Here is a 25,100-nt window from a genome sequence, read left to right on the forward strand (position 1 = left end):
TTGTGATGAATTGTGGCACAGAAGCGGAGATTTAACGCCCAAAGCTCACAGTTTCCATGAACTGGACGAGTTATCGATCGGGATTCGGTTGTAAAACCAGTTGTGCACAATATAATAGGGGCAAATACAAAGGAGCAGAATCATGAGCAGCCAAAGCGTCTACGACTTCACCGCGACAGACATTCGTGGAGAAGAACATTCCCTTGACGAGTTCCGCGGCAAGGTACTGCTGATCGTGAATACGGCCAGCAAGTGCGGTTTCACCCCTCAGTTCGAAGGGCTGCAATCCCTGTATGCGGACCTGAAGGAAAAGGGGCTTGAGGTGCTGGGTTTTCCCTGCAACCAGTTCCGGAATCAGGACCCGGCAGACGACAAGGCCATCAGCGAGTTCTGCTCTGTGAATTATGGCGTGGATTTTCCCATGTTTGCCAAGATTGAGGTCAACGGGCCGAACGCTCACCCCCTGTTCGAGTACCTCAAGCACAACGCCAAGGGTCTGTTGGGATCAGAAGCGGTGAAATGGAACTTTACCAAGTTTCTTGTTAACCGTGAGGGCGAGGTTGTGGGTCGATACCCGCCAACAACGAAGCCGTCCGCCATTCGTAACGACATTGAGAAGTTGCTGTAAGTCATGGCATCTGAAGACGATATGCTGGCCCTGGACAACCAGCTCTGTTTTGCGCTTTATGCCGCCAACCGGGCTGTTACTGCCCGCTATCGCCCATTGCTGGCCGAGCTCAATCTGACCTATCCCCAATATCTTGTCATGTTGGTATTGTGGGAGGCCGGCCAGGAAGGAACAACCGTCAGGGTGTCAGATCTGGGAAAGCGGTTACGCCTTGATTCCGGCACCCTGACGCCGTTGCTCAAGCGCCTGGCTGAGCGGGATCTGGTGACCCGTCTGCGGGACACCTCCGATGAGCGGGTGGTTACCGTAGCGCCTACCGAGAAAGGCATTGCCATGCGCCAGCGGGCCAGGGATATTCCAGGCCGGCTGCTGTGTGGTACCGGGATAGACCAGGAGCGCATCGTGGCACTCCGAGAGGAGCTGCGTTCGGTGCTCAGCCTTCTTGAGGCTCAGGGGGAGCCCAGCGATCGATAACCGATTTAAGGTCGGCCGGGTTGTAGGGTTTGGTGATGTAATCGTTCATGCCGCATTCCAGGCAATCGTCCCGGTCTCCCTGCATGACATTGGCGGTCACGGCAATGACCGGCAAGTCCCGCCAGGCGGGATTCTCCCGTATCGCGCGCGTGGCCTCGTAGCCATCCATCACCGGCATCTGGCAGTCCATCAGCACAACATCGAACTTCCCTGATTTCAGTGCCTCCAGCGCACGCTTGCCATTTTCCGCCAGAGTGACCTTGTGGCCCAGTTTTCGCAGCATGCTGCTGGCAACCACCTGGTTGACCTGGTTGTCCTCAACCAGCAACAGGTTCAGCGATCTTCTGGCGCCTGCTCCTTTCTCTTCATCCTTTTCATGGCCTTTCTTTGCTGGCTTCAGTCCGGCTGCGGCGCAAAGTGTACGGAACAGCTGATCCCGCCTCAGGGGCATGGACAGGATCTGTTGATTGCCGTCAGCCACCGCGGTGCCGTTTCTGTCCACCAGAATAACGCCGGCACCTGACCATTGGGCCGCCATTTGCTGGCCGGAACTGTTTTCTTTGTCTGCCGCCACCATCAGGATACCGCCGCCGCTGCGGGCTGCATCACGCACGGGAATGCTCCAGGCTCTGAGCTGGCTTTCAATGGGCAGTCGGTGCGGATGTTCATGGGGGATGGCCATATCCACACCTGAGGTTCTGACAATGGTCGGTATGTCCGCCGGCGTTATCCCGGATCCACCCTGGTCGTGAACCGGCAGGGGCAGGTTCACCGTAAAGTGTGTACCCCGGCGCTCTTCGGAATCCACCAGAATCTGGCCGTGCATGCGTTCCACCAACTGCCGGCACAGGGTCAGGCCCAGCCCGGTCCCGCCATACAGCCTGGTGGTATCGGCGTCAGCCTGGGAAAAGGGTGAAAAGATCCGGTGCAACCCTTCCTTGGACATGCCGATACCGGTATCAATCACATCAATCCGGAGATTACCGTTGAAGCGGGTTGCACGAATTCGAACGCTGCCCTGATCGGTAAACTTGATGGCGTTGCTTAACAGGTTATTGAGAACCTGCCGGGTGCGGGTCGGGTCACCGAGGAAAGTTTCGGGCAGATCGCACTCAATATCGGTCACCACATCGATGTTCTTGCGGCGGGCCTGTTGAGAGTGCAGCGTTGCGCATTCCTCAATGAGATTGCGGACACTGAAAGGAATGTTCTCAAGGCTGAGCTTGCCGGCCTCGACCTTGGAAATGTCGAGGATATCGTTCAGCAGTCCAAGCAGGCTTTGCCCGGCGTTGAGTGCTATCTCCAGGCGGTTCCGCTGAGCTGGTTCCAGGTCACCTTCCAGCGCCAGGCCAAGCATCCCCAGAACCCCATTGAGCGGTGTCCGGATTTCGTGGCTCATGCTGGCCAGGAAGTTGGCCCGGGAGCGGGCCCGGCGGACCGCATCTTCCTTGGCTCGTACCAGCGCGCGATTACCTCGCTGGAGGGCTTCGTTCTTTTCAGAGATCTCCCGGGTGCGGTCCTCCACCTCCTGTTCCAGCTGCGTGGAGTAATTCTTTATGGCGCTTTCTGCAGTTCGCAACTGCCCGAGACTGGCGTCCATGGTTTCCAGGTGCAGATTGATGATCCCCACCATCTGACCGATTTCGTCTTCACGGTGATTGGGGGGCACCGGCAGCCGGACTTTTTCCGGAGATTCAGCGCGCACCCGGCTCAGGGCGCCTATCACATTGAGCATGGGGCGGGTCAGGACAAAATAGAAAATGGCGAGCAGAGCGGCTGTCAGCACCAGGCTTTTGAGCAATCCGCTGACCAGGGTGTAGCCAGCCCTCTGCAGGAACAGCAGGCCGTAATGATAGGTGTCAATGGTGACCGTCAGGTACCCAAGGGAGAGATCGCTCAGTTGAGGTACCATCAGTTCCTGACTGAAGACACGGCTGTCGCCGAACAGCAGATCACTGATCCAGCGGTAGCGGGAATCCGGACTGCTCTGGCTGGCAGCGGCCATGGTCTGATCGTTGTTATCGATGATGCGGGCGTCAATGGTGGCAGGGTGACGGAGCAGGCCATCCAGCAACTCCTCTGCCAGCCGGATGTCGATGTTATAGGCAATCTGGGAGGCCGGGCTGTGGCTTATTTCGATCAGTGCCCGGATTTCCTGCTCCATGGAATCCCGGGCACTGAAATAATCAAGGGTGACCTGAACAACGTTGAGTATCAGACCCAACACCATTGCTATCAAAACGGTGTCCCGGGTGAGGCGGTAGGAAAGCCGTTTTTTGAATGGAGTTGTCACAGCGTATCTACAGTCCCTGTTTATCAGCGTTTCAGATGGTGTGGATGAGCCACTGCCCCGTGGCTAATCGTCGTAGTCGGCCTTCTTGCGCCATTCCTCATCGTGCAGGAAGGTATCCCATTCGCGGTCCAGGCGCGATTGTCCTTCAGCTCTGCTGCCCGGCGACTCATCATCTTTCATGGCTTCCAGTTCCTTGATGCGGGTGCGGAAACTCTTGACCGCTTTCATGGCCATGGGGTTGTCCCTGGACTTGCCCATTTCAGTGCTGGCCAGATGATAGGCGTGAATCGCCTTGCGAATCTGGTTCTGCTTCACATAATCGCGGGCCTGAAATACGTGCAGGTCGGCGTGAGTCTTGTGTACCAGGAACAATACAAACTTCAGGTTCTTCTTGGCGGTGGCGCTGTCGATCTTTCCGGCCTTGTGCATACCTTCAATCATTTTGAACAGGTTCTGCAGCAGCTCTTTGACATAGCTGGACTTCTCGGGCGAATCGATCTTGACGGGAGGGCGCCGGTCTTCGTTGTCCATTACCGCCTTTTTCAGTTGTTGAGTAGCACTGAGCCATTCACTGACGGGCTGGTCGGACTTGAGCGCCTTGAGGTCCTTGCAGGTTTCCTCCATGCGCCTGATCAACAGCAGTTTGAGATCAGTGGTGAGGTATTGGCCCGGAATCTCGGAAAGCAGGCGGTTGGCGCGATTGTAACTGTCTTCGAGCGCAGTGATTTTCCGTGCACGCTCAATACGGGCCCGTTCCCGCATCTGGCTGGCCACAATAATAACAATCGAAATGATAACGACAGCTGCCAGTAGCAGCACAATCATTGTGGTATCCATTCTATGGCAAAAGCTCCGGCTTATGGACGGCCACTGGGGGCTCCGGTGACTCAAATAAACCGGAGAAATCCAGCAAGTATCCGAAAGACTAGCAGAAAACCGGAGACGATTCCGTTTTGAAATGTGAACAATTTTGGCTTTATATCATTTCGATGAATTGATACGCTGCAATCTATTATTTCTGTGAATAAAACCGCCGCTGTGTTCAGGAGACAGTGTCCCCGTGACAGGCAGTGCTGGTCAATAAACAGGTGCCAGGGTATGGATATTTCACGGGTTGATCTGAACTTGCTGGTCTATCTCGATGTGCTTCTGAGAGAGCGGAATGTCACCAAGGCGGCGAACCATCTGGGCATTACACAGCCGGCCATGAGCAATGGCCTGCGACGGCTGCGGGACCTGTTTGGTGATCCGTTGCTGGTCCGGACCAGTGAGGGCATGACCGCAACGGAGCGTGCGACTGAGCTGCAGCCACTGGTGCGGAGCATTCTCTCGGATATTGAGCAGGCAGTTCATGAGAAAACCGCCTTTGCCGCCATGGAAAGTCAGCGGGTATTCCGCATCATGGCCAGTGATTACGCCGAATCCTGCCTCATGCCACGGGTACTGCGGCGGATTCGCCAGGAAGCACCCCACGTTACCCTGGATGTTCTCACCCCCAGTGACGTCAGCTTCCTGGATGTGGAGCAGGGGCGGTTGGATATGGCCATCAACCGCTTTGACAAGATCCCCCAGTCGTTTCACCAGAAAACCCTGTGGACCGAATATTTCGCCTGCCTGATGAATGCGCGCAACCCGATTCTGAAACAACCGTTCACTCTGGACACCTATCTGGACGCCAGCCATATATGGGTGAGCAAGACCGGTTTCGGAGTCGGTGTAGGGGTGAACCCGAAGGATGTCCAGCGTCTGGGTTGGGTGGATGAGGCACTGTCGTTGATGGGCCGGAAACGCCAGATTTCAGTCTTCACCCGGCATTACCAGGTGGCGATGCTACTGGCAGAACAGCACGATCTGATTGCCACCTTGCCGTCCCGCGCCGCCTGGCTGCAGAAAGACAATCCCAATCTGGTGGTCAAGGTGCCGCCGTTCGAAATTCCGCCGTTCGAGTTGAAAATGGCCTGGAGCCCGCTGTTGCAGCACAACAAGGACCACCAGTGGCTGCGCAAGCTGATTGCCGAAGTGGCTGAAGAAGTGGATGCAGAGTTTGCCCCGTTCGGGGCGCAGTTTGAATCTGCCGAGGTTCCCGGCATTCACCACTCAGAGCGGTAGTTCTCGTAACTCCAGCGAACGTTTGCCGGCATCCCACATGCGCTGGAAAGATTCTGCCAGCAGCTTCACACGGCCACTGTCGCAAAAGCTGGCGAAGCCTTCAGGCCTGTAGAAATCATGCCGAAATACCACGCCCTCACGGTCAGCCAGCAGAAAGGGCCGGTCTTCCACCGGGTAGTCCTCATTGACCAGTCTCAGTTCGATGCGGCTGGGCAGCCGGCGCATCAGTTCCACAATCTGGTGTCGGTGTTTCACCAGCGGCTTGTCATCGTGAATCAGCAGGCGCACCTCACTGAGCCGGTGGCGGCGGGCGAGGGTGGAGATCAGCTCCCGGAAACGCAGGCGATCATAGAGATCATGGTCGAGCAGGCGGTCATACAGCCAGATTCGCTGGCGGGCCTGGCCGATAACGGAATCCATCAACCCGGTCATGGTGCTCTCGCTGTCGAACAGCCAGGCGTCGTGATCCTCTCCCAATAGCATGGGGGTCTGACGGGTGTCGAAAGCACCGCTCACCAGCTGTGGCGCCAGGCAGCGCATATCCACGTGGGGGATCCCGGCGTCGTCGTAGAAGTCCGAGCAGACGTGAAAGCCGGAGCGCTGGTAGAAGGGGATCGCATGTTCCTGTGCAGAAAGCTGCAGTTCGCTGAACTGGCTGGCTGCTTCAGACACCAGGTGGCGTAACAGGGTTTCGCCGATGCCCTTGCCGCGATGGCCGGGTAGAATAGCCATGCGCCCGATATGGGCGGTTTCTTCGAGGGTAGAGAACAGCCGGCCGACCCCCACGGGAGTGTTATCGGGCAGTACCACCAGGTAATGGTCAGCGATCTCGTCGGTATCGTCCCATTCCAGTTCCGGTGGAACCCGTTGTTCTTCCACAAAGACGGCCTGACGTATGGTCCGTATGTCGGCCGGCGCCAATTGCCAGCTGTATTTGCGAATCCTTACGTTCATGCTGTTCTCTCTCGCCCTCACTCTTACTCGAAATACAGCGAACCCTGGTTAACGAGGTTGCTCAGAAGCCCCGCGATGGTGTCGTCGCCGGCAACAAATGCGGCCAGTTCCGACATATCCGGTCTGGCGCCGGCGCATAGCAGGGGTGCCAGAGGCCGGGCATCGCCACGGAGCAGGAACTGTTCGCCATCCACGAACAGGGCCGTTTCGTCCCCAAGTTCATGGTAGGCGAAGCGGGAGCCTTCGTTCCAGCGCAACGGGTTGCCGGCTGCTATAAGTTCACCGAGCAGTTCAGGTGTCACGGGTTCTTCCGCCGGCACTACAATATCCAGGCTCTTGGGAAGCGTGGAGTACTGACCAAACCACAGCGCCAACTGGCGCCTGTCGGTGAGCTTTTCGCGAATCACGTGATCAAGGCGGTCGATCACTGCCGGAGCGATGGCGCCGGGATTATTCTGCACCTGCAGGTCCGGATCATTCAGGTGTTTTGAGGCATCCGACTGACTGCACAGGAAGTCCGTGAAGCCTGTGAGCACATCGTCAATGGTGGGCGCACGAAAGCCAACGGACAGGGTAATACAGTCATCCTCGGCCACGCCGTGATGGCCAATGCCCGGTGGCAGGTAGAGCATGTCGCCTGGCGCCAGGGTCACAGTTTCCTCGCCATCCCAGCTACTGAGAATCCGCAACGGTGTACCGTCCACCCGGGGTGAGGTGTGATCGCAGTGGCCGCCGAAGGTCCAGCGCCGATGGCCCTGGGCCTGCAGCAGGAACACATCGTACTGATCATAGTGGGGGCCCACGCTGCCGCCTTTGGGTGCGTAGCTGGCCATGATGTCGTCCAGCCGCCAGTTGGGCACGAAGCGGAATTCGTCCAGCAGGTCCGATATGTCCGGAACCCAGTGGTCAAGGCCCTGCACCAGCAATGTCCAGTGGCTTTCAGGCAGCTTGCTGAAGCGTTCTGGCTCAAAGGGGCCATTGTGCAACTGCCAGGGCTTGCCGTTGTCGTTCTCGATGACAATGCGGGATTCGACGGCTTCCTCACAGGCCAGCCCGGCCAGTTCATCCGCCGATACCGGGCACTCAAAGCCCGGAAACGCCTGGCGGATCACCAGCGGCTTCTTTTGCCAGTAGTTCCGCAGGAATTCGTCCGCGGGCATTCCGCCGGGCAATTTCATCATTCAGATATCCCGCGCCTGTTGGGTGGCATTGCCGATGTAGCTGCCCGGTGTCAGTTCCATCAGTTCTGCCTTGGCGGCGTCGGGAATGTCCAGCGACTCCACGAAGGCCTTGATAACATCCGGCGTCATGGCCTTGCCGCGTGTCAGCGCTTTGAGTTTTTCGTAAGGCTTCTCGATGTTATAGCGGCGCATGACGGTCTGAATGGGCTCCGCCAGTACTTCCCAGGCATGGTCAAGGTCTTCGTTCAGCCGCGCCGGGTTGATTTCCAGCTTGCTCAGGCCTTTCAGTGTCGCCTCATAGGCGATCAGGCTGTGAGCGAAACCGACGCCGAGGTTGCGAAGAACCGTGGAGTCGGTCAGGTCACGCTGCCAGCGGGAAATCGGCAGCTTTGCGGACAGGTGGCTGAACAGGGCATTGGCGATGCCCAGGTTACCCTCGGAGTTCTCGAAATCGATGGGGTTGACCTTGTGGGGCATGGTGGACGAGCCTACTTCGCCTTCTACGGTCTTCTGCTTGAAATAGCCCAGGGAAATGTAGCCCCAGATATCCCGGTCCAGATCAATCAGAATGGTGTTGAAGCGGGCAATGGCATCATAAAGCTCCGCGATGTAGTCGTGGGGCTCGATCTGGGTGGTGTAGGGGTTCCAGTCCAGTCCGAGACTCTCGATAAAGTCCTTCGCATTCTGTGACCAATCGATGGCCGGGTAGGCCGACAGGTGGGCGTTGTAGTTACCCACGGCACCGTTGATCTTGCCCATGAGCTCCACACTACGGATCTGTTTCATCTGGCGGCGCAGGCGATACACCACGTTGGCCAGTTCCTTGCCTACGGTCGACGGCGACGCGGTCTGGCCATGGGTGCGGGACAGCATGGGCTGCTCGGCATGTTCATGGGCCAGCTCGGCCAGCCGATCGACCACCCGGTCCATGGCCGGAAGCAGGCCATGGTCCAGCCCCTCACGCAACATCAGGGCGTGGGAGAGGTTGTTGATATCTTCGGAGGTGCAGGCGAAATGCACGAATTCGGTGACAGCGTGCAGTTCCGGGACTTCCGCGATCTTTTCCTTGATAAAGTATTCCACCGCCTTGACGTCGTGATTGGTGGTGCGTTCGATGCCCTTGATCCGCTCCGCATCGGCGAGGCTGAAGCCAGAGACCATGTCATCAAGGTACTGATTGGCTTCGGCAGAAAAGGCAGGGACTTCGGTAATCCCGGGATGGGCGGCGAGCTTTTGCAGCCAGCGGAGTTCGACGGTCACGCGGTTCCTGATCAGGCCATATTCACTGAAAATGTCACGGAAAACGCTGACTTTACTGCCATAGCGTCCATCCACCGGGGAGATGGCGGTCAGGGCGTTGAGTTCCATCGAAAACCTCTCAAGTCATCAAAGAATCGGAAAAAAGAAAAACAGGGGGCGCATATGATACACCAGCGACGGTCGGGATTCAGTCGTAAACCGAGCGGTTAGCCTTCTCGGCCAGTTCTCGGGCGGTCATGATGACCTTGCGGCGGTTGAAAATAAGCTGCCAGCGGCGTCCGCCGGTCTGGTGCCAGAGTATTGAGGAACGTATGCCGGCAAGGAGCAGGGCGCGCACTTTGGCGGCATTTTCCTCACGCTGGAGAATAGTGGGCTCTCCGGTAACCTGTATGCGCTGGCGGAAGGTGCTGATGGTATCCGCATAGATGGACGCCAGGTTGGCAACCAGGTTGCCGTGGCTGTATCCGAAATGGCTGGCCGTGTGTCGGGCCTGGTCGATGCGGCTGCCGATCACATCCAGCATATCGTTGTTACGACGCAGTTTTGATGACAGGTTGATCAGGTTCAGGGCGTAGCGCAACACTTCGATATCCTGCTGCTTGCTTTGCTGGCTGAGAACACTGGACAGCGTGGACAGGCCTTCCCGCAGGTCTTTCAGTTCGCCACCATACACATCCAGGGTGGTCTCGGGTTGTGTGGCGAACAGGGAGCGCATGCAGGTTTCAAAGCTGGATTCCGCGCACTGGCCGGAATGGGCCACTTGCTGCACCAGCGCCGAGGCCTGAAAAACCCCTGCCAGGGCAAGGGTCTGGTCGTGTATCGATCGGCTCATGCGCCGGCTCCCTCTGACGTGTTGTTTGCCGCTGCCGGCTCCTGCTCGCTGTCCCGCCAGGTTTGCTCGATAACCCCACCACCAAGGCAGACCTCGCCATGATAAAAGACCACCGACTGGCCGGGCGTGACGGCCCGCTGGGCGTCGTCAAACACCACCCTGAATCCGTTATCGAGGGCGGTGACCACGCAGTCCTGATCCGGCTGGCGGTAACGGGTCTTGGCTTTGCAACGGAATTCCGCCGCCGGCGGTTCGCCCGCAATCCAGTCCACCGGGCCGCTGATCAGGCCACGGGAGAACAGCAGGGGATGGTGTTTACCCTGAACGGCAATCAGCACGTTGCGGGACAGGTCTTTCTCCGCAACGTACCAGGGCTCGTCGCCGAACTCACTGAGGCCGCCAATACCCAGCCCCTGACGCTGGCCGATGGTGTGATACATCAGGCCCTGATGACGACCAATGATCTGACCATCGGGCGTTTCAATGTTGCCTGGCTGGGCAGGAATGTACTGCTTCAGGAAATCCCGGAACTTGCGCTCGCCGATAAAACAGATACCGGTGGAATCCTTCTTGTCATGGGTAATGAAACCCTGTTCGGCGGCAATGCGACGAACTTCCGGCTTCTCCAGTTCGCCCACCGGGAACAGGGTGCGGGCGATACGATCGCCGGAGACTGCGTGCAGGAAGTAACTCTGGTCCTTGTTGGGATCCAGCCCCTTAAGCAGTTCAGCCTTGCCGCTGCCATCGTTGAGGGGGCGCTGGCGGGTATAATGACCGGTGGCAATGTAGTCGGCACCCAGGGTAACGGCATAGTCGAGGAAGGCGCGAAACTTCACTTCCTTGTTGCACAGGATATCCGGGTTCGGGGTCCGGCCGGCCCTGTATTCAGACAGGAAGTGCTCAAACACCCGGTCCCAGTACTCCGCCGCAAAGCTGGCGGTATGAAGGGTGATGCCAATGGTGTCCGCCACCGCCCGGGCGTCGGCCAGGTCGGTCATGGCAGTGCAGTATTCGGTGCCGTCGTCCTCATCCCAGTTTTTCATGAACAGGCCTTCCACCTGGTAGCCCTGGTCTTTCAGGAGCCAGGCTGCCACGGAAGAGTCCACGCCGCCGGACATGCCGACAATCACTCGGGTATTTTCAGGTGCTTTAGTCATGTCTGGGTCTGTCGGGTTCAAAGGGGCGGATTCTAGCATTTAAGCCAGGTTACGTCTGCGGTTCGACAATCACATCCAGGGGAAAGCGGCGCCCGTTTCGGTAATCGTCTATGCACTGCATCACCAGCGGGCTGCGAAGCTTGTCGGACTGCTGACGAATTTCCTCCGGAGTCAGCCAGTGAGCGGCAATAATGCCATCATCCAGTTCCCGGCTGACCCTGGTCAGCGCCCTGGCGGAGAAGCAGAAACGGTAGTAGGTAACGCCGTTTGCCGGCGCTTTGTAGGTGTAAACGCCAAGGAAATACTCTGGCTCCACCTTCCAGCCGGTTTCTTCGAGGGTTTCCCGGAGCAGGGCATCAATGATTCTTTCGCCTTCCTCCACATGCCCCGCTGGCTGGTTGAAAACAACCTGGCCGTGACTGACTTCTTCCACCAGCAGGAATCGGCCCTGAGCATCTTCAACAATAACAGCAACAGTGGCGTGGGGCGTCCAGGTCATGGGCGAGAGTTTCTCCGTGTGGACGGTTTACGGGACTTTATTGGCTTTCGTTCAGTTTTCTGCGAACGGGTCGCCGGCGCGTGAACGGTTACGGCCCTGGATTCTCCGGGCGCGAGCCCTTCCAGGGACCAGTCTCCAATACCATAGCGAACCAGTCGCAGGGTAGGGAAGCCTACGGCGGCGGTCATGCGTCGAACCTGACGATTCCTGCCCTCAGTAATGGTCATTTGAATCCAGCTGGTCGGAACCGATTCCCGGTACCTGACCGGCGGGTTCCGCGGCCAGAGGTCCGGTGGTTCCATGGGTGTCACCTCTGCAGGGCGGGTTTTGCCATCCTTCAGCTCAACCCCTTTACGCAGTTGCTGCAGTGCATCGTCGGATATGTCGCCCTCCACCTGAACCCAGTAGGTTTTTGGCATTTTTTGCCGTGGAGACGCGATGCGATGCTGCAGCTGACCATTGTCCGTCAGCAGTAAAAGGCCCTCGGATTCGAAGTCCAGACGGCCGGCAGGGTAGACATCAGGGACGTTGATCCAGTCTGCCAGGGTGGCTCGGCGGTTGCCGTCGGTACCGCCTTTTTCGTCGGTAAACTGGCACATAACCCGGAAAGGTTTGTTAAACAGGATCAGCATTGCCATTGCTGCGTGGGACCTTCGCATCAGGATGGAAGTGGGTAGTATGCCAGAAATGGCCCTGAATCAGAGGGGGATGAGCGCGAGCCGACTCTGATTCAGATGCATACGAAGACAAGGCCGCAAACTGCTTGCGCAGTTGCGGTGTCGTTCGGCGGCAGGGCAGTACGTGCTGTCAGCCGACAGTACGGGGGTTACAGTCAGGCGTTCGCGGCGCGAGGCTGATCCTGATAGTCGCTGCCCTGGTTCTGCCGGGCATCGCTACTGTCACTGCCGGGCTTCTTTTCGGAAGTGCTTTCCGACGAACCCTGCTTTTGCGGCTGCTCTTCAGGGACAATATTGACCGCGTGGATCCCTTTGTCACTGGGTTTTTTCTCAAAGGTGACGGGCTGGCCGGCCTTTAAGGTTTTGTAACCTTCCATTTGCACTGAAGAGAAGTGAGCAAACAGATCGTCACTGCCGCCCTCTTCGATTATGAAGCCATAACCCTTGGCATTGTTGAACCACTTTACTTTGCCTCTTGGCATGATGAACTCCCCTGTTCTTTCACTGTCAGTGTCTTTGTTATTGATATTTTCACCGAGCGTTTTGCCTTGCACGGATACCGGGTTGTCACAGGCTTGTGTAACAGAGCCCGTACGCCAATTTACAATATTTTACATTGTTAACGTACTGTTGACCAATATCCTCCTGGAGTCAATAGCAGTTATAGCGGGAATGTATGGTTGAACCGGGGCCTGAGCCTGTATCATGACGTTATTGATAACCAGCGCACGCCAGGTTCTCTCAAGCACCTTGAAAACCGGGCGGCAGACAACCATCTTTAGGAAGAGGCACCGATTTCCGGTAAAGAATCATGCGGACTATCCAGAATTCTCTACTAGTATTAAATCAGGGAGAGGACGAACAGCCCGGGCGTCAGGACGACGTCAGCGTTGCTCCCGAGAAGCCTGCTCTCAAGCGTCCGGCACGCTTCAGGGTGCTGCTTCTGAACGACGATTACACACCCATGGATTTCGTTGTGGATGTGTTGATGACATTCTTCGGAATGAATGAAGAAAAGGCGACGCAGGTGATGCTGCTCGTCCATACGCAGGGAAAAGCCGTATGCGGGGTATATACCCGGGACATCGCGGAAACAAAGGCGGCACAGGTGAACCAGTATTCTTCGGAATGCGAGCATCCGCTCCTTTGCGAGATTGAACGTGCGGACTGATAGACCTTGGGGTGGCCCATGCTGAGCAAAGATCTTGAAATTACACTGAATACGGCTTTCAAAAGTGCCCGTGACAAGCGTCATGAATTCATGACCGTTGAGCACCTTTTGCTGGCCTTGCTCGATAACGATTCGGCAGTGGGCGTCCTGAAAGCGTGTGGTGCAGATCTGGCCCGGCTTCAGGAAGAACTCGTAGAGTTTGTGGATTCAACCACACCACTGATCCCCAGCAACGACAGCGAGCGGGAAACGCAACCCACGCTCGGATTCCAGCGCGTGCTTCAACGTGCTGTCTTTCACGTGCAATCCTCTGGCAAGAAAGAAGTGACCGGCGCCAACGTGCTGGTGGCTATCTTCAGTGAACAGGAAAGCCAGGCGGTCTATGTGCTCAAGAAACAGAGCATTGCCCGCATTGACGTGGTGAATTTTGTTTCCCATGGCATCTCCCGCGTTCAGGGTGCCGAGGATCAGGAAGGTCATGACCAGGCTTCTCACGAGGAAGCCGGAGAAGAAGGCGGTGCTTCACGACCGCTGGAAAGCTACGCAACCAATCTCAACGAGCAGGCACGTCAGGGTCGCATTGATCCGTTGATCGGCCGTGAACATGAAGTTGAGCGGGTAGTGCAGATCCTGGTTCGCCGTCGCAAGAATAACCCGCTGCTGGTGGGCGAAGCCGGCGTGGGCAAGACCGCGATTGCCGAAGGTCTGGCCAAGCGGATTGTGGATGGCCAGGTGCCGGATATCATCTCGGATGCCGTGGTCTACTCGCTGGATCTGGGTGCATTGCTGGCAGGAACCAAGTACCGGGGCGATTTCGAGAAGCGTCTCAAGGGCTTGCTTGCGGAGCTCAAGAAAGAGAAGCACGCGATCCTGTTTATCGACGAGATCCACACCATCATCGGTGCCGGGTCCGCTTCCGGCGGTGTCATGGATGCCTCCAACCTGCTCAAGCCCATGTTGAGCTCGGGGGAAATCCGTTGCATCGGCTCCACCACGTTCCAGGAATTCCGTGGCATCTTCGAAAAAGACAGCGCACTGGCCCGTCGCTTCCAGAAAATCGATGTGAACGAGCCCAGTGTTGAGGATACCTACCAGATCCTCAAAGGGTTGAAGCCCCACTTCGAGAAGCACCACGACCTGAAATACACCGACCAGGCGCTTCGCGTGGCGGCAGAACTGTCGGAACGTTACATCACCGATCGTCATCTGCCGGACAAGGCGATCGATGTTATCGATGAAGCCGGTGCGCATCAGCGTCTGCTCCCGATCGCCAAGCGCAAGAAAACCCTGGACGTGTCGGAAATCGAGGATGTGGTGGCCAACATCGCCCGTATTCCGCCGAAGAACGTGTCCACCAGCGACAAGGATCTGCTCCGCAACCTGGAGCGGGACCTCAAGATGGTGGTCTTCGGTCAGGATCCGGCCATCGAGTCACTGTCCACAGCCATCAAGCTGGCTCGCGCCGGCCTGAAGGCACCGGAAAAACCGGAAGGTGCCTTCCTCTTCGCCGGCCCCACGGGTGTAGGCAAGACGGAAGTGACCAAGCAGCTCGCCAAGGTGCTGGGCATCGAGCTGGTAAGGTTCGACATGTCGGAATACATGGAGCGCCATACCGTCTCGAGGCTCATTGGTGCCCCTCCGGGCTATGTAGGGTACGACCAGGGTGGCCTGTTGACGGAATCCGTGAGCAAGCATCCACACTGTGTGTTGCTGCTGGATGAGATTGAAAAGGCCCATCCGGAAGTCTTCAACCTGCTGCTGCAGGTAATGGACCACGGCACGCTGACGGATAACAACGGCCGCAAGGCGGATTTCCGCCATGTGATCCTGGTGATGACCACCAACGCCGGTGCCGAGAGTATGGCTCGCCGTTCCATTGGCTTCAGTGAGCAGGACCACAGCAGTGACGGTATGGAAATCATTACCAAAACCTTCACACCGGAATTCCGCAACCGTCTGGATGGCATAATCCAGTTCGGCGATCTCCAGCCGGCCACCATCACCCACGTGGTGGACAAGTTCCTCACCGAACTGCAGGCCCAGCTGGACGAGAAGCACGTTGTGCTTCATGTGGATGATGCTGCGAAGGTGTGGCTGGCAGAGAAAGGTTACGATGTGACCATGGGCGCCCGCCCGATGGCACGCCTGATCCAGGACAAGATCAAGCGGCCTCTGGCTGAACAGATCCTGTTTGGTCGCCTGTCGGAACGTGGCGGTGACGTGCATATTCATCTCAAGGACGATGAACTGCATTTCGAGTATGAGGACGAGCCGGCCGAGGCGGTCTGAGAAGGCCGAAGCGGAACAGGCTATGCGACAAAAAAGCCCCGGTGGTAGCACCGGGGCTTTTTATTTGTCATAAGGCTATTAACGGGCGCGGTATACGATGCGTCCCTTGCTCAGATCGTAAGGGGTCAGTTCCACCTTGACCTTGTCGCCTGTCAGGATGCGGATATAGTTCTTGCGCATCTTGCCGGAGATGTGAGCGGTAACAACATGACCGTTTTCTAGTTCAACGCGGAACATGGTGTTCGGAAGGGTGTCAACAATAACGCCTTCCATTTCAATAGCATCTGACTTTGCCATTCAGTAAAAACCTCGTAAATTGGCTTGCTGTGATTTTAAATTGCGCAATTCTGCCTGATTTATCGCCATTTGGCAAAATCAGTTAACGTCCATCGTGCGCCACTGACCGTCCCGCAGGGCTTCGATAGGCTGGAAACGGGTCTTGTAGTTCATTTTCCGACACTCTTCAATCCAGTAACCCAGATACAGGTGGGGAAGCCCTAACCGTTTCGCTTCTTCTATCTGCCAGAGTACTGCAAAGGTGCCCAGGCTGCGGTGCTCGTAGGCGGGATCAAACACGGTGTAAATGGCCGATAGCCCCTCATCGAGCATATCCACGGCGGCCAGACCGACCAGCTTTTCATTATCCATGATTTCAATAAACCAGGAATCGGTAGCCCCTTCCACCAGGAAGGACATGAACTGCTCCCGGGACGGCGGGTACATGTCTCCGTCAGCGTGGCGCTGTTCAATATAGTGGGCATACAGGCTGTAGTATCGCTCGGAGAAGGTAGCCCGGACCATTCTACAGTCAAGGTCGGCATTTTTCTTCATTACTCTGCGCTGCCCGCGGTCTGGCTGGAACTGATCCACTTTCAGTCTGACCGGAACACAGGCATTGCAGTGCTCACAATGAGGGCGGTAATAATGGGAGCCGCTGCGGCGGAACCCCAGGGCGGTCAACTGGCTGTATAACCGCTTATCAACGTGTGCCCTCGGGTCGACGAACATGGTGGTTGCTTCACGATCAGGCAGGTAGCTGCAGTCATGGGCCGGCGTGGCAAAAAATACCAGGGTCCTGAGATTGCTCATTCACACCTCCGGGCCGGGCCACTGCCACTGGAAGTCCCAGTGGTCGTGTTCCGGACTAGTGTCGACGCATGTCCTGAGTATAGATAAAAATTCGCTACGTGGGATACAGCGGGCGCCCATCCTGAGCAGGTGCCCGCTTTCCACCTGGCAGTCCATGATGTGGTAGCCCCACACCCTGAGCTGGTTGGCCAGGTGGACCATAAGAACTTTTGAGGCGTTGGTTTCCAGTGAGAACATGGATTCGCCGAAAAAACAGCGGCCAATGGCCAGGCCGTACATGCCGCCCACCAGTTCCCCCCGGGGATTCCAGGCTTCAATGGAGTGTGCCACGCCCTGTTTATGCAAGTGGCCGTAACTGTCGATCATATCCTGGGTGATCCAGGTACCTTCGGCGCGGGTGTTGGCGCACAGACGGATAACCCGGGGGAAGGCCTGGTCTGCGGTGATGGTGAAGTGGCCGCTGTTCAGCGTTCGCCGCAGACTTCTGGAAATGTGGATTTCCTCGGGAAACAGGACGCATCGGGGGTCGGGGGACCACCAGAGTATGGGCTGGTCGTCGCTGAACCAGGGGAAGATGCCGCTGCGGTAGGCCAGTTTGAGGCGTTCGGTGGACAGGTCGCCGCCGATGGCCAGCAATCCGTCGGGGTCGTCGAGGGCCTGTTCGGCGGGGGGGAACCAGAGGTGGTCTTGTTCTAGCCAGGGTAGTGAGGTCATCTGGGTCCAGAGTTCGGGTTTGCGTGTTGGTGGTGTCGGCGGGTGGGCACGGATGTCTGAAACACGCTCAAGCACATCCATGTGGCGCTTGGGCTCCGCCATCCATGGCTCCGCACAGTTTCAGACATCCGCGCCCACCCGCCTTTTCGGGCCTGGGAGTTGCCTGCCCGGGACCGTTCCCGAATTGGTTACTCAATTAAGCTTAGTCCTGGTCCAGGAACTTTTCTGCGTCCAGGGCTGCCATGCAACCGAAGCCTGCGGATGTGACAGCTTGACGGTAGACGTGGTCGGCTACGTCGCCGGCGGCGAAGACGCCGGGTACGCTGCTCTGGGTGGCCATGCCTTCGAGGCCGGAGCGAATTTTGATGTAGCCGTTCTCCATGTCCAGCTGGCCGGTGAACAGGTCGGTGTTGGGTTTGTGGCCGATGGCGATGAAGACGCCGGCCAGGTCGCGGTCCTGGGTGGAGCCGTCTTTCATGCTTTTGATGCGCATGCCGGTAACGCCGGTGCCGTCGCCGAGGACTTCATCGAGGGTGTGGTCCCAGACGATGTTGACGTTGCCGTTTTCGGCTTTTTCGAACAGTTTGTCCTGCAGGATTTTCTCGGCGCGCAGGCTGTCGCGGCGGTGGACCAGGGTGACCTCGTCGGCGATGTTGGAGAGGTACAGGGCCTCTTCGACGGCGGTGTTGCCGCCGCCGATGACGGCGACTTTCTGTTTCTTGTAGAAGAAGCCGTCGCAAGTGGCGCAGGCGGAGACGCCCTGGCCCTTGAACTTTTCTTCGGACTCGAGGCCCAGGTACATGGCGGAGGCGCCGGTAGCGATGATCAGGGCGTCGCAGGTGTATTCGCCGTTATCGCCCTTGAGGCGGAAGGGGCGGTTGCGCAGGTCGGCTTCGTTGATGGTGTCGTAGACCACGTGGGTTTCGAAGCGCTCGGCGTGTTTGAGCATGCGCTGCATCAGTTCCGGTCCCTGCACGCCGTCGTTATCACCTGGCCAGTTGTCTACGTCGGTGGTGGTGGTCAGCTGTCCACCCACCTCGATGCCAGTGATCAACGTCGGCTTGAGGTTGGCGCGGGCCGCATAAACGGCTGCGGTGTAGCCGGCCGGGCCGGAGCCGAGGATGATCAGTCGGGAGTGCTTGGTTTCGCTCATTGGGGGTCTCTCGTTAACGATTTATTCAATGACAGATACGGAGGTCAGAAGTTGCCTGATTCGTTCAGCGCTCTTTCCGGATTCTCCCTGTTCCAGGCGGTGTTCTGCAACTGCGGGAAATACGGCCTGGATGTCATCCGGCAATACGTGATGGCGGCCGTCCATCAGGGCCCAGGCCCGGGCGGCGCGCACCAGCCCAAGGCCGGCGCGGGGTGACAGGCCGTAGAGCAGTCCCGGCATGCGGCGGCTCTGATCCAGCAGTCGTTGTACATAGTCCAGCAGCGCGGGGCTGGTGGTTACCCGGTTGACGGCGTCCTGAAGGGTTTGCAGGTTCTCTGCGGAAAGGATGGACTGCAGGCGATCGGTCATTGCCCGGCGGTCCTCTCCCTCCAGCAACTCACGCTCGGCGCGGGGATCGGGGTAGCCCAGCCGGATGCGCATCAGAAAGCGGTCAAGCTGGGATTCCGGTAGCGGGTAGGTACCGCCCTGCTCAATGGGGTTCTGGGTGGCAATCACAAAAAACGGGTGCGGCAATGGCCGCGTTTCACCTTCAATGGATACCTGCCGCTCTTCCATGGCTTCCAGCAGTGCGCTCTGGGTTCTGGGGGAGGCACGGTTGATTTCGTCGGCCAGCACCACCTGGGCGAAGATCGGGCCCGGGTGGAACACCAGGCTACCGGCTTCCTTGTCGTACATGGAGAAGCCGAGCACGTCTGCTGGCAGCAGGTCGTTGGTGAACTGGATGCGCTGGTAGCTCAGGCCCATGACTTTGGCCAGGGCATGAGACAGGGTGGTTTTGCCCATCCCGGGGATGTCTTCAATCAGCAGGTGGCCCCGGGCCAGCAGGCCGCAAAGTGACAGGCGAACCTGGTGATCTTTGCCCAGCAGTATGCTGTTGAGCTCGCGGATAACCGTATCCGTCAGTTTCTTCATGCAGTGCTCAGTCCCTAACCCGCTTGAGAATGTCGCCATAGGCGTCGATGCGTCGGTCTCTGAAATACGGCCAGATGCGTCGAATCGATTCACTGCGTGAGCGGTTGATCGTCGTGGACAGTATGGTTTCCGAGTGGCCGTCAGCTCGCGCCAGGAACTCCCCCTGGGGACCGCAGATAAAGCTGTTGCCCCAGAAGCGGATACCGTCCGACTGTCCGGAGGGGTCTGGCTCGGTACCAATGCGGTTGGGGGCGATAACGGGCAGGTTGTTGGCCACCGCATGGCCACGCTGAACGGTCTCCCAGGCCTCGAGCTGGCGGGCCTGTTCCTCGGGGTCATCAGTGATATCCCAGCCGATGGCGGTGGGGTAGATCAGTACTTCGGCGCCGGCCAGGGCCATCAGGCGGGCAGCTTCCGGGTACCACTGGTCCCAGCACACCAGCACACCCAGGCGGCCAACCGAGGTGTCGATCGGGGTGAAGCCGCTGGTGCCATCGTTAAAGCTGGCGTCGCCGGGCGTGAAGTAGAACTTTTCGTAAAAGCCCGGGTCGTCCGGAATATGCATCTTGCGGTACAGACCGGCAATGCTTCCGTCGCGCTCGAAGACCACGGCGGTGTTGTGGTAGACGCCGTTCATCCGCCGCTCAAATATGGATCCCACCAGGACAACCCCGAGCTCTGCTGCCAGGGCAGACAACCGGTCACTGGTGGGGCCCGGTATGGGTTCTGCCAGTTCGAACACCGAGGTGTCTTCGGTCTGACAGAAGTACAGGGTGGCGTGTAGCTCCTGCAAGACGACCAGTTGCGCGCCGTCTTTCGCGGCCTGGCGGACCAGGCGCTCACTAGTGGCCAGACTGGTGTCCTTGTTGGCGTCGCATGCTTGCTGAACAGCGGCAATGGCCAATGCGCCGGCCGGGGTGGGACGGATCATGCCTGCACAACTCCTGCGGGTATCTGCATGGTAACGCAATGAAGGCTGCCATGTTGTCTGATCAGCGGGCGACAGTTAACCGGAATCATCTCCCGGTCGGGGAAGAGGCCGGCCAGGATAGCCAGGGCCTCTTCATCCCGGGGAACACCGTAGACCGGCACCAGAACGGCCCCATTGATGATCAGGAAATTGGCATAGGTAGCCGGCAGGCGTTCACCGTCGTCACCATGGATCGCGTCAGGCCAGGGTAGCGGAGTGAGTCTGTAAGGCTGGCCATTGGCCTGGTGGAACTGTTGCAGCTCTTCCTCCATGGCAGCGAGGGCGCTGTAATGTTCATCGCTGACATCGGGACAAGCCACATAACAGATATGATCCGCCGCGCAGAAACGGGCGAGGGTGTCGATATGGCTGTCGGTGTCGTCACCGGCCAGGTAACCGTGGTTGAGCCACAGCATTCGCTCAGCCCCCAGGGTTTCCCCTAGCAGGTGCTCAATGGAAGCGCGGTCCATCGCCGGATTACGGGAGGGAGTCAGCAGGCATTCGCTGGTGGCCAGTATGGTTCCCTGACCATCGGATTCGATGGAACCACCCTCAAGGACAAACTCCACGGGTACCAGCTGAGTGGTGCCAAAACTGCCGAAATTCGCCAGGTGGCGGTTGAGGGCGTCGTCCTTTTCCCAGGGAAACTTGCTGCCCCAGGCGTTGAAGCGAAAATCCAGCAATTCAGGGCCATCCACGCCGTAAATGGCGATGGGGCCATGGTCACGGGCCCAGGTATCGTTGGCAGGAGCGGGTACTGCAACAACTCGCCCGGGCAGCCCCTGCTGCTGCGCATAGTCGTTGAGCTCCCGTTCCAGCTCCTGCAGGCGAAACACATGCTCACAGCTGAGAACGACATGCTCGAAACGGAGCACGGCCCGGGCAATGTCCAGGAACACAGGTTCCACCTCGGCGAGGCTGCCGCTCCAGTCGGTTCCCGGATGGGGCCAGGTCAGCATTACGGCACTTTGGGGTGCCCACTCTGCGGGCATCACAGGTCTGGAAGTCAAGTTGCGAACACCTTTATCCAAAAACCGACATTCTAACGAACAGGAGGGGTTGCGTCAGGACATAATTGAATGATTTTTCAACGTCGGGGCTTAAGCACCGCATGAATGACCCTGTCGCCTTCAAAATACACGACAAAATCGTTGTAGTGCCACTGGGAAATGGGCGGGTCGCCCACAGGCCCCGTGATTTGCAGGGGGTTCCCCCAGCTATCACGAACGCCTGACTGGCTCATGCCGGTGCGGGGCAGGTCTGCCTGGGAGCTGCGTTCGGCCTGTGACTTCACCGGAACACGGACTTCTTCGGCAACAACCGTGGTCAGAGGTCCGATCGCCAGTGCGGTGAAGGCGGTGGCGGCACAGACAGCTTTTATTGTGCGTTTTTTCATCAGTGGCTTACTCCCTGGCGTTACATTGATAAAACGTAATATCTGACAAAGACTAACAAAAGTCAGCCCGATTTCGGTGATTTGTGGACAGTTTATTCTTTTTGCCGTTGCCGAATCTGCCAGCGCATCACATGGCGGGCAATTTGCTGCCGGTCACCATCCTGGATGTCGGTAAACTCCGTATGCACCCTGGCGCCTCCGCTTCCGTCCGGCTCAACACTGATTACCCGCGCAATGCCTACCGGCTGAAACAGCTCCGGGGGAAGGGTCATACGCAGCGCGAGCCTCTCGTCTGTCACGAAGCTGTTGGTTGCAGTATGGAACGACAGGCCGCCCTCGCTGAGTGTGACGTCTTGCCAGTCTTCAGGTTGCAACGGATTTTGCTCAAAGGCCATAATGCGCGCCAGCGTATCCAGCTTCCCATTGAGTGACTTGATCAGTGAGGTCAGCAGGCGGTCTCGCTCTGCCAGGGTGGCCAACTGTGCCCGGACATCCTGATCGAGGCGTCGGAATTCGGATCGGAGGCTCTCCAGGTGGCTGCCGTTAAAGGGGTTTTCCTTGTTCGCGTCATCGGAGCCGAGCTTGCGGATTTCCAGTCCGATATGATCGCTGATACGAAAACAGTCCCTGCGATCAGAGGGGATCTCTGCCGGGTTATTGTCGGGTGTCGTTGCAGGCATCGGGGCTCCATAACGCGGTATTATTGTTTCCTGATAGAAGTTTAGCAGCTTCCTGCCGCTCCGTATCGGGGCAGGATTTTCGACAGACCAGAAGGTAGCGACAGGCTCCTCCCAATGTTCAGACCCTTATCACTGTATGTTGGCTTGCGGTACACCGCAGCCAAACGACGTAACCACTTTATTTCATTCATATCACTCACTTCCATGATCGGCCTGATGCTCGGCGTTGCGGTGCTGATCATCGTTCTGTCGGTGATGAACGGCTTTGACCGCGAACTCAAGCAGCGGATTCTGGGTATGGTGCCCCATGCCACCATTCAGGCGAACGGTGTGCTTCAGGACTGGGAAGATGTTGATCGCCAGGTTGAGCAGCACCCATCGGTCATTGCCGCCGCGCCCTATATCCAGGGACAGGGTATGGTAACCGGTGGCGGCGATGTCCGCGGAGTAATGCTCAATGGCATTCTTCCGGAGCAGGAGCGCAGTGTATCGATCATTGAAAATCACATGATCGAAGGTGGCCTGGATGATCTGAAGTCGGGCGAATTCGGGATTATCATCGGCAAGCTGATGGCGTCTGCGCTCCGGCTGCAAATCGGTGACAAGGTTACCGTGGTTCTGCCGGAAGCCACCGTGACGCCCGCCGGTGTGTTGCCGCGTCTGAAGCGGTTTACGGTCAAGGGTGTGTTCAGTGTCGGGGCAGAACTGGATGGCAACTACACCCTGATTCACATGGATGACGCCTCCAAGCTCATGCGCACCGGTGGCAAGGCCGAGGGGGTGCGCCTGCTGGTGGACGATCTGTTCCAGGCCCCGAACGTGGCCAGGGAAGTGGCAACAGGACTCAGTGGCCGCCATTATATCTCCGACTGGACTCGCACCCACGGCAACCTTTTCCAGGCCATCCGCATGGAAAAAACCATGATTGGCCTGCTGCTGATGTTCATCGTTGCGGTGGCAGCCTTCAACATTGTCTCCACCCTGGTCATGGTGGTGACCGACAAAACGGCTGACATTGCCATTTTGCGCACCATGGGTGCCACTCCCGGCCGGATCATGCGCATCTTTATTGTCCAGGGCGCCGTTATCGGTATTACAGGTACGATTGTGGGCACGGCCCTCGGCGTGTTTGGCGCCTATAACATCAGTGGATTCATCGCCTGGCTGGAAGCCTTCATGGGCCACCAGTTCCTCAGTGCGGACGTGTACTTCATCAGCTACCTGCCTTCCCAGCTGCAGTGGCAGGATGTGTGGATTATCAGCGGGGCCGGCCTTGCGCTGAGCCTGCTGGCAACGATTTATCCGGCGTGGCGTGCATCTCGCGTGGATCCGGCGGAGGCATTGCGTTATGAGTGATTCAGCAACCATGAACAGCGAAAAGCCACTGGTAATTGACTGCGACAAGGTCACCCGCACCTATAATGAAGGCCCCGGCAAGCTCACCATCTTCTCGGACATTTCATTGCGGGTGTCTGCCGGCGAATCCATCGGCATTGTTGGCAGCAGTGGCGCCGGGAAAACAACCCTGCTGAATCTTCTCGGCGGGCTCGACAAACCCTCTTCCGGCCACATCGAAATATGCGGTCAGGATATCCACCGCATGAACGAGGCCGGGCGGGCTCGCTTCCGTAATCGTCATCTGGGTTTTGTCTATCAGTTTCATCATCTGCTTCCCGAGTTTTCCGCGCTGGAAAACGTGATGATGCCCTGCGCTCTGGGAGGACTGGGGGTTAAGCCGGCGTCCGCCAAGGCAAGCGCCATACTCGAGCGCGTCGGCCTGGGGCATCGGCTGGCTCACAAGCCCGGTGAATTGTCCGGAGGCGAGCGTCAACGGGTCGCCATCGCTCGCGCACTGGTGAATGAGCCTGAATGTGTGCTGATGGACGAGCCCACGGGCAATCTGGACGAGCAGACAGGTGAGGGTATTCGTGACCTCATTGAGTCACTGCGGGACCAGATCGGAATTGCCTTTGTGCTGGTCACCCATGACATGAAGATGGCCAGAAGTCTTGGGCGGGTATTGCGGCTGGAGCAGGGAGAGCTGTTTCAGGAGCTTTGACTGTCGCTGTGCCGCTGTCGCCGGGCCTGCCTTGCCAGCCGTCGATGGCGGATGCGTACCGATCTGCGATCCTGCCAGTCAGAGCGGACCTTGCGGCGCCAAAGGAACTGGATGATGAGGTAAGCCAGGCACGCCGACAGGGTGGCTACCAGAAGTGACCCCAGATACAGGGGGATGCCGATGTCCAGCAGCCGCCCACTGAGCCAGGACCAGGATAGCTGGAACTCGAAATTCAGCACCGGCCGGTCGAGAATCCAGGCCCCGACCTTGTAGTTGAAATAGAACAGGGGGGGCATGGTTACCGGGTTGCTGATCCACACCAGTACAACGGAAAGCGGCAGGTTGGCATTGAACCAGATGGCAAACAAAGCGGCTGCGAGCATCTGGAAGGGCATGGGAATAATGGCCAGGAAGATGCCCACCAGGAAAGCGCGGGCAACACTGTGCCGGTTGATGTGCCACAGGTTGGGTTCATGAAGTATATCGCCCAGAAAGTGCAGCGATTCGATCGCGCGCACCTTTTCCGGCGACGGTAGGTATCGTTTCATGAACTTCTTTGGCATCGGGAAGTTCTGCCTGCTC

27 protein-coding genes are annotated in these 25,100 nt (G+C 57.9%); 7 read left to right on the forward strand and 20 right to left on the reverse strand.

Annotated elements, in window-relative coordinates:
• Positions 1–142: 142 nt before the first annotated feature.
• Positions 143–628 (forward strand): glutathione peroxidase, encoded by a 486-nt coding sequence (locus QPL94_RS11220; RefSeq protein ID WP_137434773.1) that lies wholly within the window; start codon positions 143–145, stop codon positions 626–628.
• A gap of 3 nt (positions 629–631) precedes the next feature.
• Entirely contained in the window at positions 632–1,102 is a 471-nt protein-coding gene (locus tag QPL94_RS11225; protein ID WP_285357384.1) for a MarR family winged helix-turn-helix transcriptional regulator, read from the forward strand.
• On the opposite strand, the gene QPL94_RS11230 is transcribed toward QPL94_RS11225, so the two are convergent.
• Both QPL94_RS11230 and QPL94_RS11235 read right to left on the reverse strand, forming a co-directional pair.
• Positions 1,062–3,332: a hybrid sensor histidine kinase/response regulator gene (locus QPL94_RS11230; protein WP_502881544.1), complete on the reverse strand. Its 2,271-nt coding sequence runs from the start codon at positions 3,330–3,332 to the stop codon at positions 1,062–1,064. The two genes, QPL94_RS11225 and QPL94_RS11230, sit on opposite strands and share 41 nt — an antisense overlap.
• 126 nt (positions 3,333–3,458) lie before the next feature.
• Entirely contained in the window at positions 3,459–4,232 is a 774-nt protein-coding gene (locus QPL94_RS11235) for a hypothetical protein (RefSeq protein WP_285357386.1), read from the reverse strand.
• A gap of 261 nt (positions 4,233–4,493) precedes the next feature.
• Here QPL94_RS11235 and QPL94_RS11240 point away from each other — a divergent pair, with 261 nt between their 5' ends.
• Positions 4,494–5,504: a LysR family transcriptional regulator gene (locus QPL94_RS11240; protein ID WP_285357387.1), complete on the forward strand. Its 1,011-nt coding sequence runs from the start codon at positions 4,494–4,496 to the stop codon at positions 5,502–5,504.
• Here QPL94_RS11240 and QPL94_RS11245 read toward each other — a convergent pair.
• The 8 genes from QPL94_RS11245 to QPL94_RS11280 all read right to left on the reverse strand — a co-directional run bounded on the left by QPL94_RS11245 (position 5,493) and on the right by QPL94_RS11280 (position 12,546).
• Entirely contained in the window at positions 5,493–6,458 is a 966-nt protein-coding gene (locus tag QPL94_RS11245; protein ID WP_285357389.1) for a GNAT family N-acetyltransferase, read from the reverse strand. The genes QPL94_RS11240 and QPL94_RS11245 overlap by 12 nt on opposite strands.
• 23 nt (positions 6,459–6,481) lie before the next feature.
• Entirely contained in the window at positions 6,482–7,636 is a 1,155-nt protein-coding gene (locus QPL94_RS11250; protein ID WP_285357910.1) for a cupin domain-containing protein, read from the reverse strand.
• Between the two features lie 3 nt (positions 7,637–7,639).
• Positions 7,640–9,007, reverse strand: coding sequence for an adenylosuccinate lyase (gene purB, locus QPL94_RS11255; protein WP_285357392.1), 1,368 nt, complete (start codon positions 9,005–9,007; stop codon positions 7,640–7,642).
• Between the two features lie 79 nt (positions 9,008–9,086).
• On the reverse strand, positions 9,087–9,731 hold the full coding sequence (gene hflD / locus QPL94_RS11260; protein ID WP_285357394.1) for a high frequency lysogenization protein HflD: 645 nt from the start codon (positions 9,729–9,731) through the stop codon (positions 9,087–9,089).
• Complete coding sequence (mnmA, locus tag QPL94_RS11265; RefSeq protein ID WP_502881522.1) at positions 9,728–10,927, reverse strand: tRNA 2-thiouridine(34) synthase MnmA; 1,200 nt, start codon at positions 10,925–10,927, stop codon at positions 9,728–9,730. Before mnmA ends, hflD begins: the two co-directional genes overlap by 4 nt.
• Before the next feature lie 10 nt (positions 10,928–10,937).
• Positions 10,938–11,387 carry an NUDIX hydrolase gene (locus tag QPL94_RS11270; protein ID WP_285357396.1) on the reverse strand — a complete coding sequence of 150 codons (450 nt, stop codon included), beginning with the start codon at positions 11,385–11,387 and terminating at the stop codon, positions 10,938–10,940.
• Positions 11,384–12,025, reverse strand: coding sequence for a pseudouridine synthase (locus QPL94_RS11275; RefSeq protein ID WP_285357398.1), 642 nt, complete (start codon positions 12,023–12,025; stop codon positions 11,384–11,386). The genes QPL94_RS11270 and QPL94_RS11275 overlap by 4 nt, the downstream gene beginning before the upstream one ends.
• 194 nt (positions 12,026–12,219) lie before the next feature.
• Positions 12,220–12,546, reverse strand: a complete 327-nt coding sequence (locus QPL94_RS11280; protein WP_285357911.1) for a cold shock domain-containing protein — start codon at positions 12,544–12,546, stop codon at positions 12,220–12,222.
• Between the two features lie 329 nt (positions 12,547–12,875).
• Here QPL94_RS11280 and clpS point away from each other — a divergent pair, with 329 nt between their 5' ends.
• Both clpS and clpA read left to right on the forward strand, forming a co-directional pair.
• Positions 12,876–13,235, forward strand: coding sequence for an ATP-dependent Clp protease adapter ClpS (gene clpS / locus QPL94_RS11285; protein WP_137434762.1), 360 nt, complete (start codon positions 12,876–12,878; stop codon positions 13,233–13,235).
• A gap of 18 nt (positions 13,236–13,253) precedes the next feature.
• Positions 13,254–15,524, forward strand: a complete 2,271-nt coding sequence (gene clpA, locus QPL94_RS11290) for an ATP-dependent Clp protease ATP-binding subunit ClpA (protein ID WP_285357400.1) — start codon at positions 13,254–13,256, stop codon at positions 15,522–15,524.
• 78 nt (positions 15,525–15,602) lie between these two features.
• Here clpA and infA read toward each other — a convergent pair whose 3' ends face one another.
• The 9 genes from infA to QPL94_RS11335 form a co-directional block, all read right to left on the reverse strand.
• Positions 15,603–15,821: a translation initiation factor IF-1 gene (gene infA / locus QPL94_RS11295; RefSeq protein ID WP_114613076.1), complete on the reverse strand. Its 219-nt coding sequence runs from the start codon at positions 15,819–15,821 to the stop codon at positions 15,603–15,605.
• A 78-nt stretch (positions 15,822–15,899) separates the two neighbouring features.
• Complete coding sequence (locus tag QPL94_RS11300; protein ID WP_285357404.1) at positions 15,900–16,613, reverse strand: arginyltransferase; 714 nt, start codon at positions 16,611–16,613, stop codon at positions 15,900–15,902.
• Positions 16,614–17,327: a leucyl/phenylalanyl-tRNA--protein transferase gene (gene aat / locus QPL94_RS11305; protein ID WP_285357912.1), complete on the reverse strand. Its 714-nt coding sequence runs from the start codon at positions 17,325–17,327 to the stop codon at positions 16,614–16,616.
• Positions 17,328–17,529: 202 nt separating this feature from the next.
• Positions 17,530–18,480 (reverse strand): thioredoxin-disulfide reductase, encoded by a 951-nt coding sequence (gene trxB, locus QPL94_RS11310; protein ID WP_285357407.1) that lies wholly within the window; start codon positions 18,478–18,480, stop codon positions 17,530–17,532.
• A 21-nt stretch (positions 18,481–18,501) separates the two neighbouring features.
• Entirely contained in the window at positions 18,502–19,413 is a 912-nt protein-coding gene (locus QPL94_RS11315) for an AAA family ATPase (protein WP_137434757.1), read from the reverse strand.
• A 7-nt stretch (positions 19,414–19,420) separates the two neighbouring features.
• Positions 19,421–20,344: a carbon-nitrogen hydrolase gene (locus QPL94_RS11320; RefSeq protein ID WP_285357408.1), complete on the reverse strand. Its 924-nt coding sequence runs from the start codon at positions 20,342–20,344 to the stop codon at positions 19,421–19,423.
• Positions 20,341–21,375, reverse strand: a complete 1,035-nt coding sequence (locus QPL94_RS11325) for an agmatine deiminase family protein (protein ID WP_285357913.1) — start codon at positions 21,373–21,375, stop codon at positions 20,341–20,343. Before QPL94_RS11325 ends, QPL94_RS11320 begins: the two co-directional genes overlap by 4 nt.
• Before the next feature lie 95 nt (positions 21,376–21,470).
• Positions 21,471–21,779: a hypothetical protein gene (locus tag QPL94_RS11330; protein WP_137434755.1), complete on the reverse strand. Its 309-nt coding sequence runs from the start codon at positions 21,777–21,779 to the stop codon at positions 21,471–21,473.
• A gap of 92 nt (positions 21,780–21,871) precedes the next feature.
• Positions 21,872–22,459 carry a PilZ domain-containing protein gene (locus QPL94_RS11335; protein ID WP_285357409.1) on the reverse strand — a complete coding sequence of 196 codons (588 nt, stop codon included), beginning with the start codon at positions 22,457–22,459 and terminating at the stop codon, positions 21,872–21,874.
• Between the two features lie 114 nt (positions 22,460–22,573).
• On the opposite strand from QPL94_RS11335, the gene QPL94_RS11340 reads away from it, so the two are divergent.
• Positions 22,574–23,815 carry a lipoprotein-releasing ABC transporter permease subunit gene (locus tag QPL94_RS11340; RefSeq protein ID WP_285357410.1) on the forward strand — a complete coding sequence of 414 codons (1,242 nt, stop codon included), beginning with the start codon at positions 22,574–22,576 and terminating at the stop codon, positions 23,813–23,815.
• Positions 23,808–24,518: an ABC transporter ATP-binding protein gene (locus QPL94_RS11345; protein ID WP_285357411.1), complete on the forward strand. Its 711-nt coding sequence runs from the start codon at positions 23,808–23,810 to the stop codon at positions 24,516–24,518. The genes QPL94_RS11340 and QPL94_RS11345 overlap by 8 nt, the downstream gene beginning before the upstream one ends.
• On the opposite strand, the gene QPL94_RS11350 is transcribed toward QPL94_RS11345, so the two are convergent.
• Positions 24,506–25,081: a DUF2062 domain-containing protein gene (locus tag QPL94_RS11350; protein ID WP_285357412.1), complete on the reverse strand. Its 576-nt coding sequence runs from the start codon at positions 25,079–25,081 to the stop codon at positions 24,506–24,508. The genes QPL94_RS11345 and QPL94_RS11350 overlap by 13 nt on opposite strands.
• Positions 25,082–25,100 lie beyond the last annotated feature (19 nt).

Source organism: Marinobacter sp. SS13-12 (genome assembly GCF_030227115.1).
In the GTDB taxonomy this organism is placed as follows: Bacteria; Pseudomonadota; Gammaproteobacteria; order Pseudomonadales; family Oleiphilaceae; genus Marinobacter.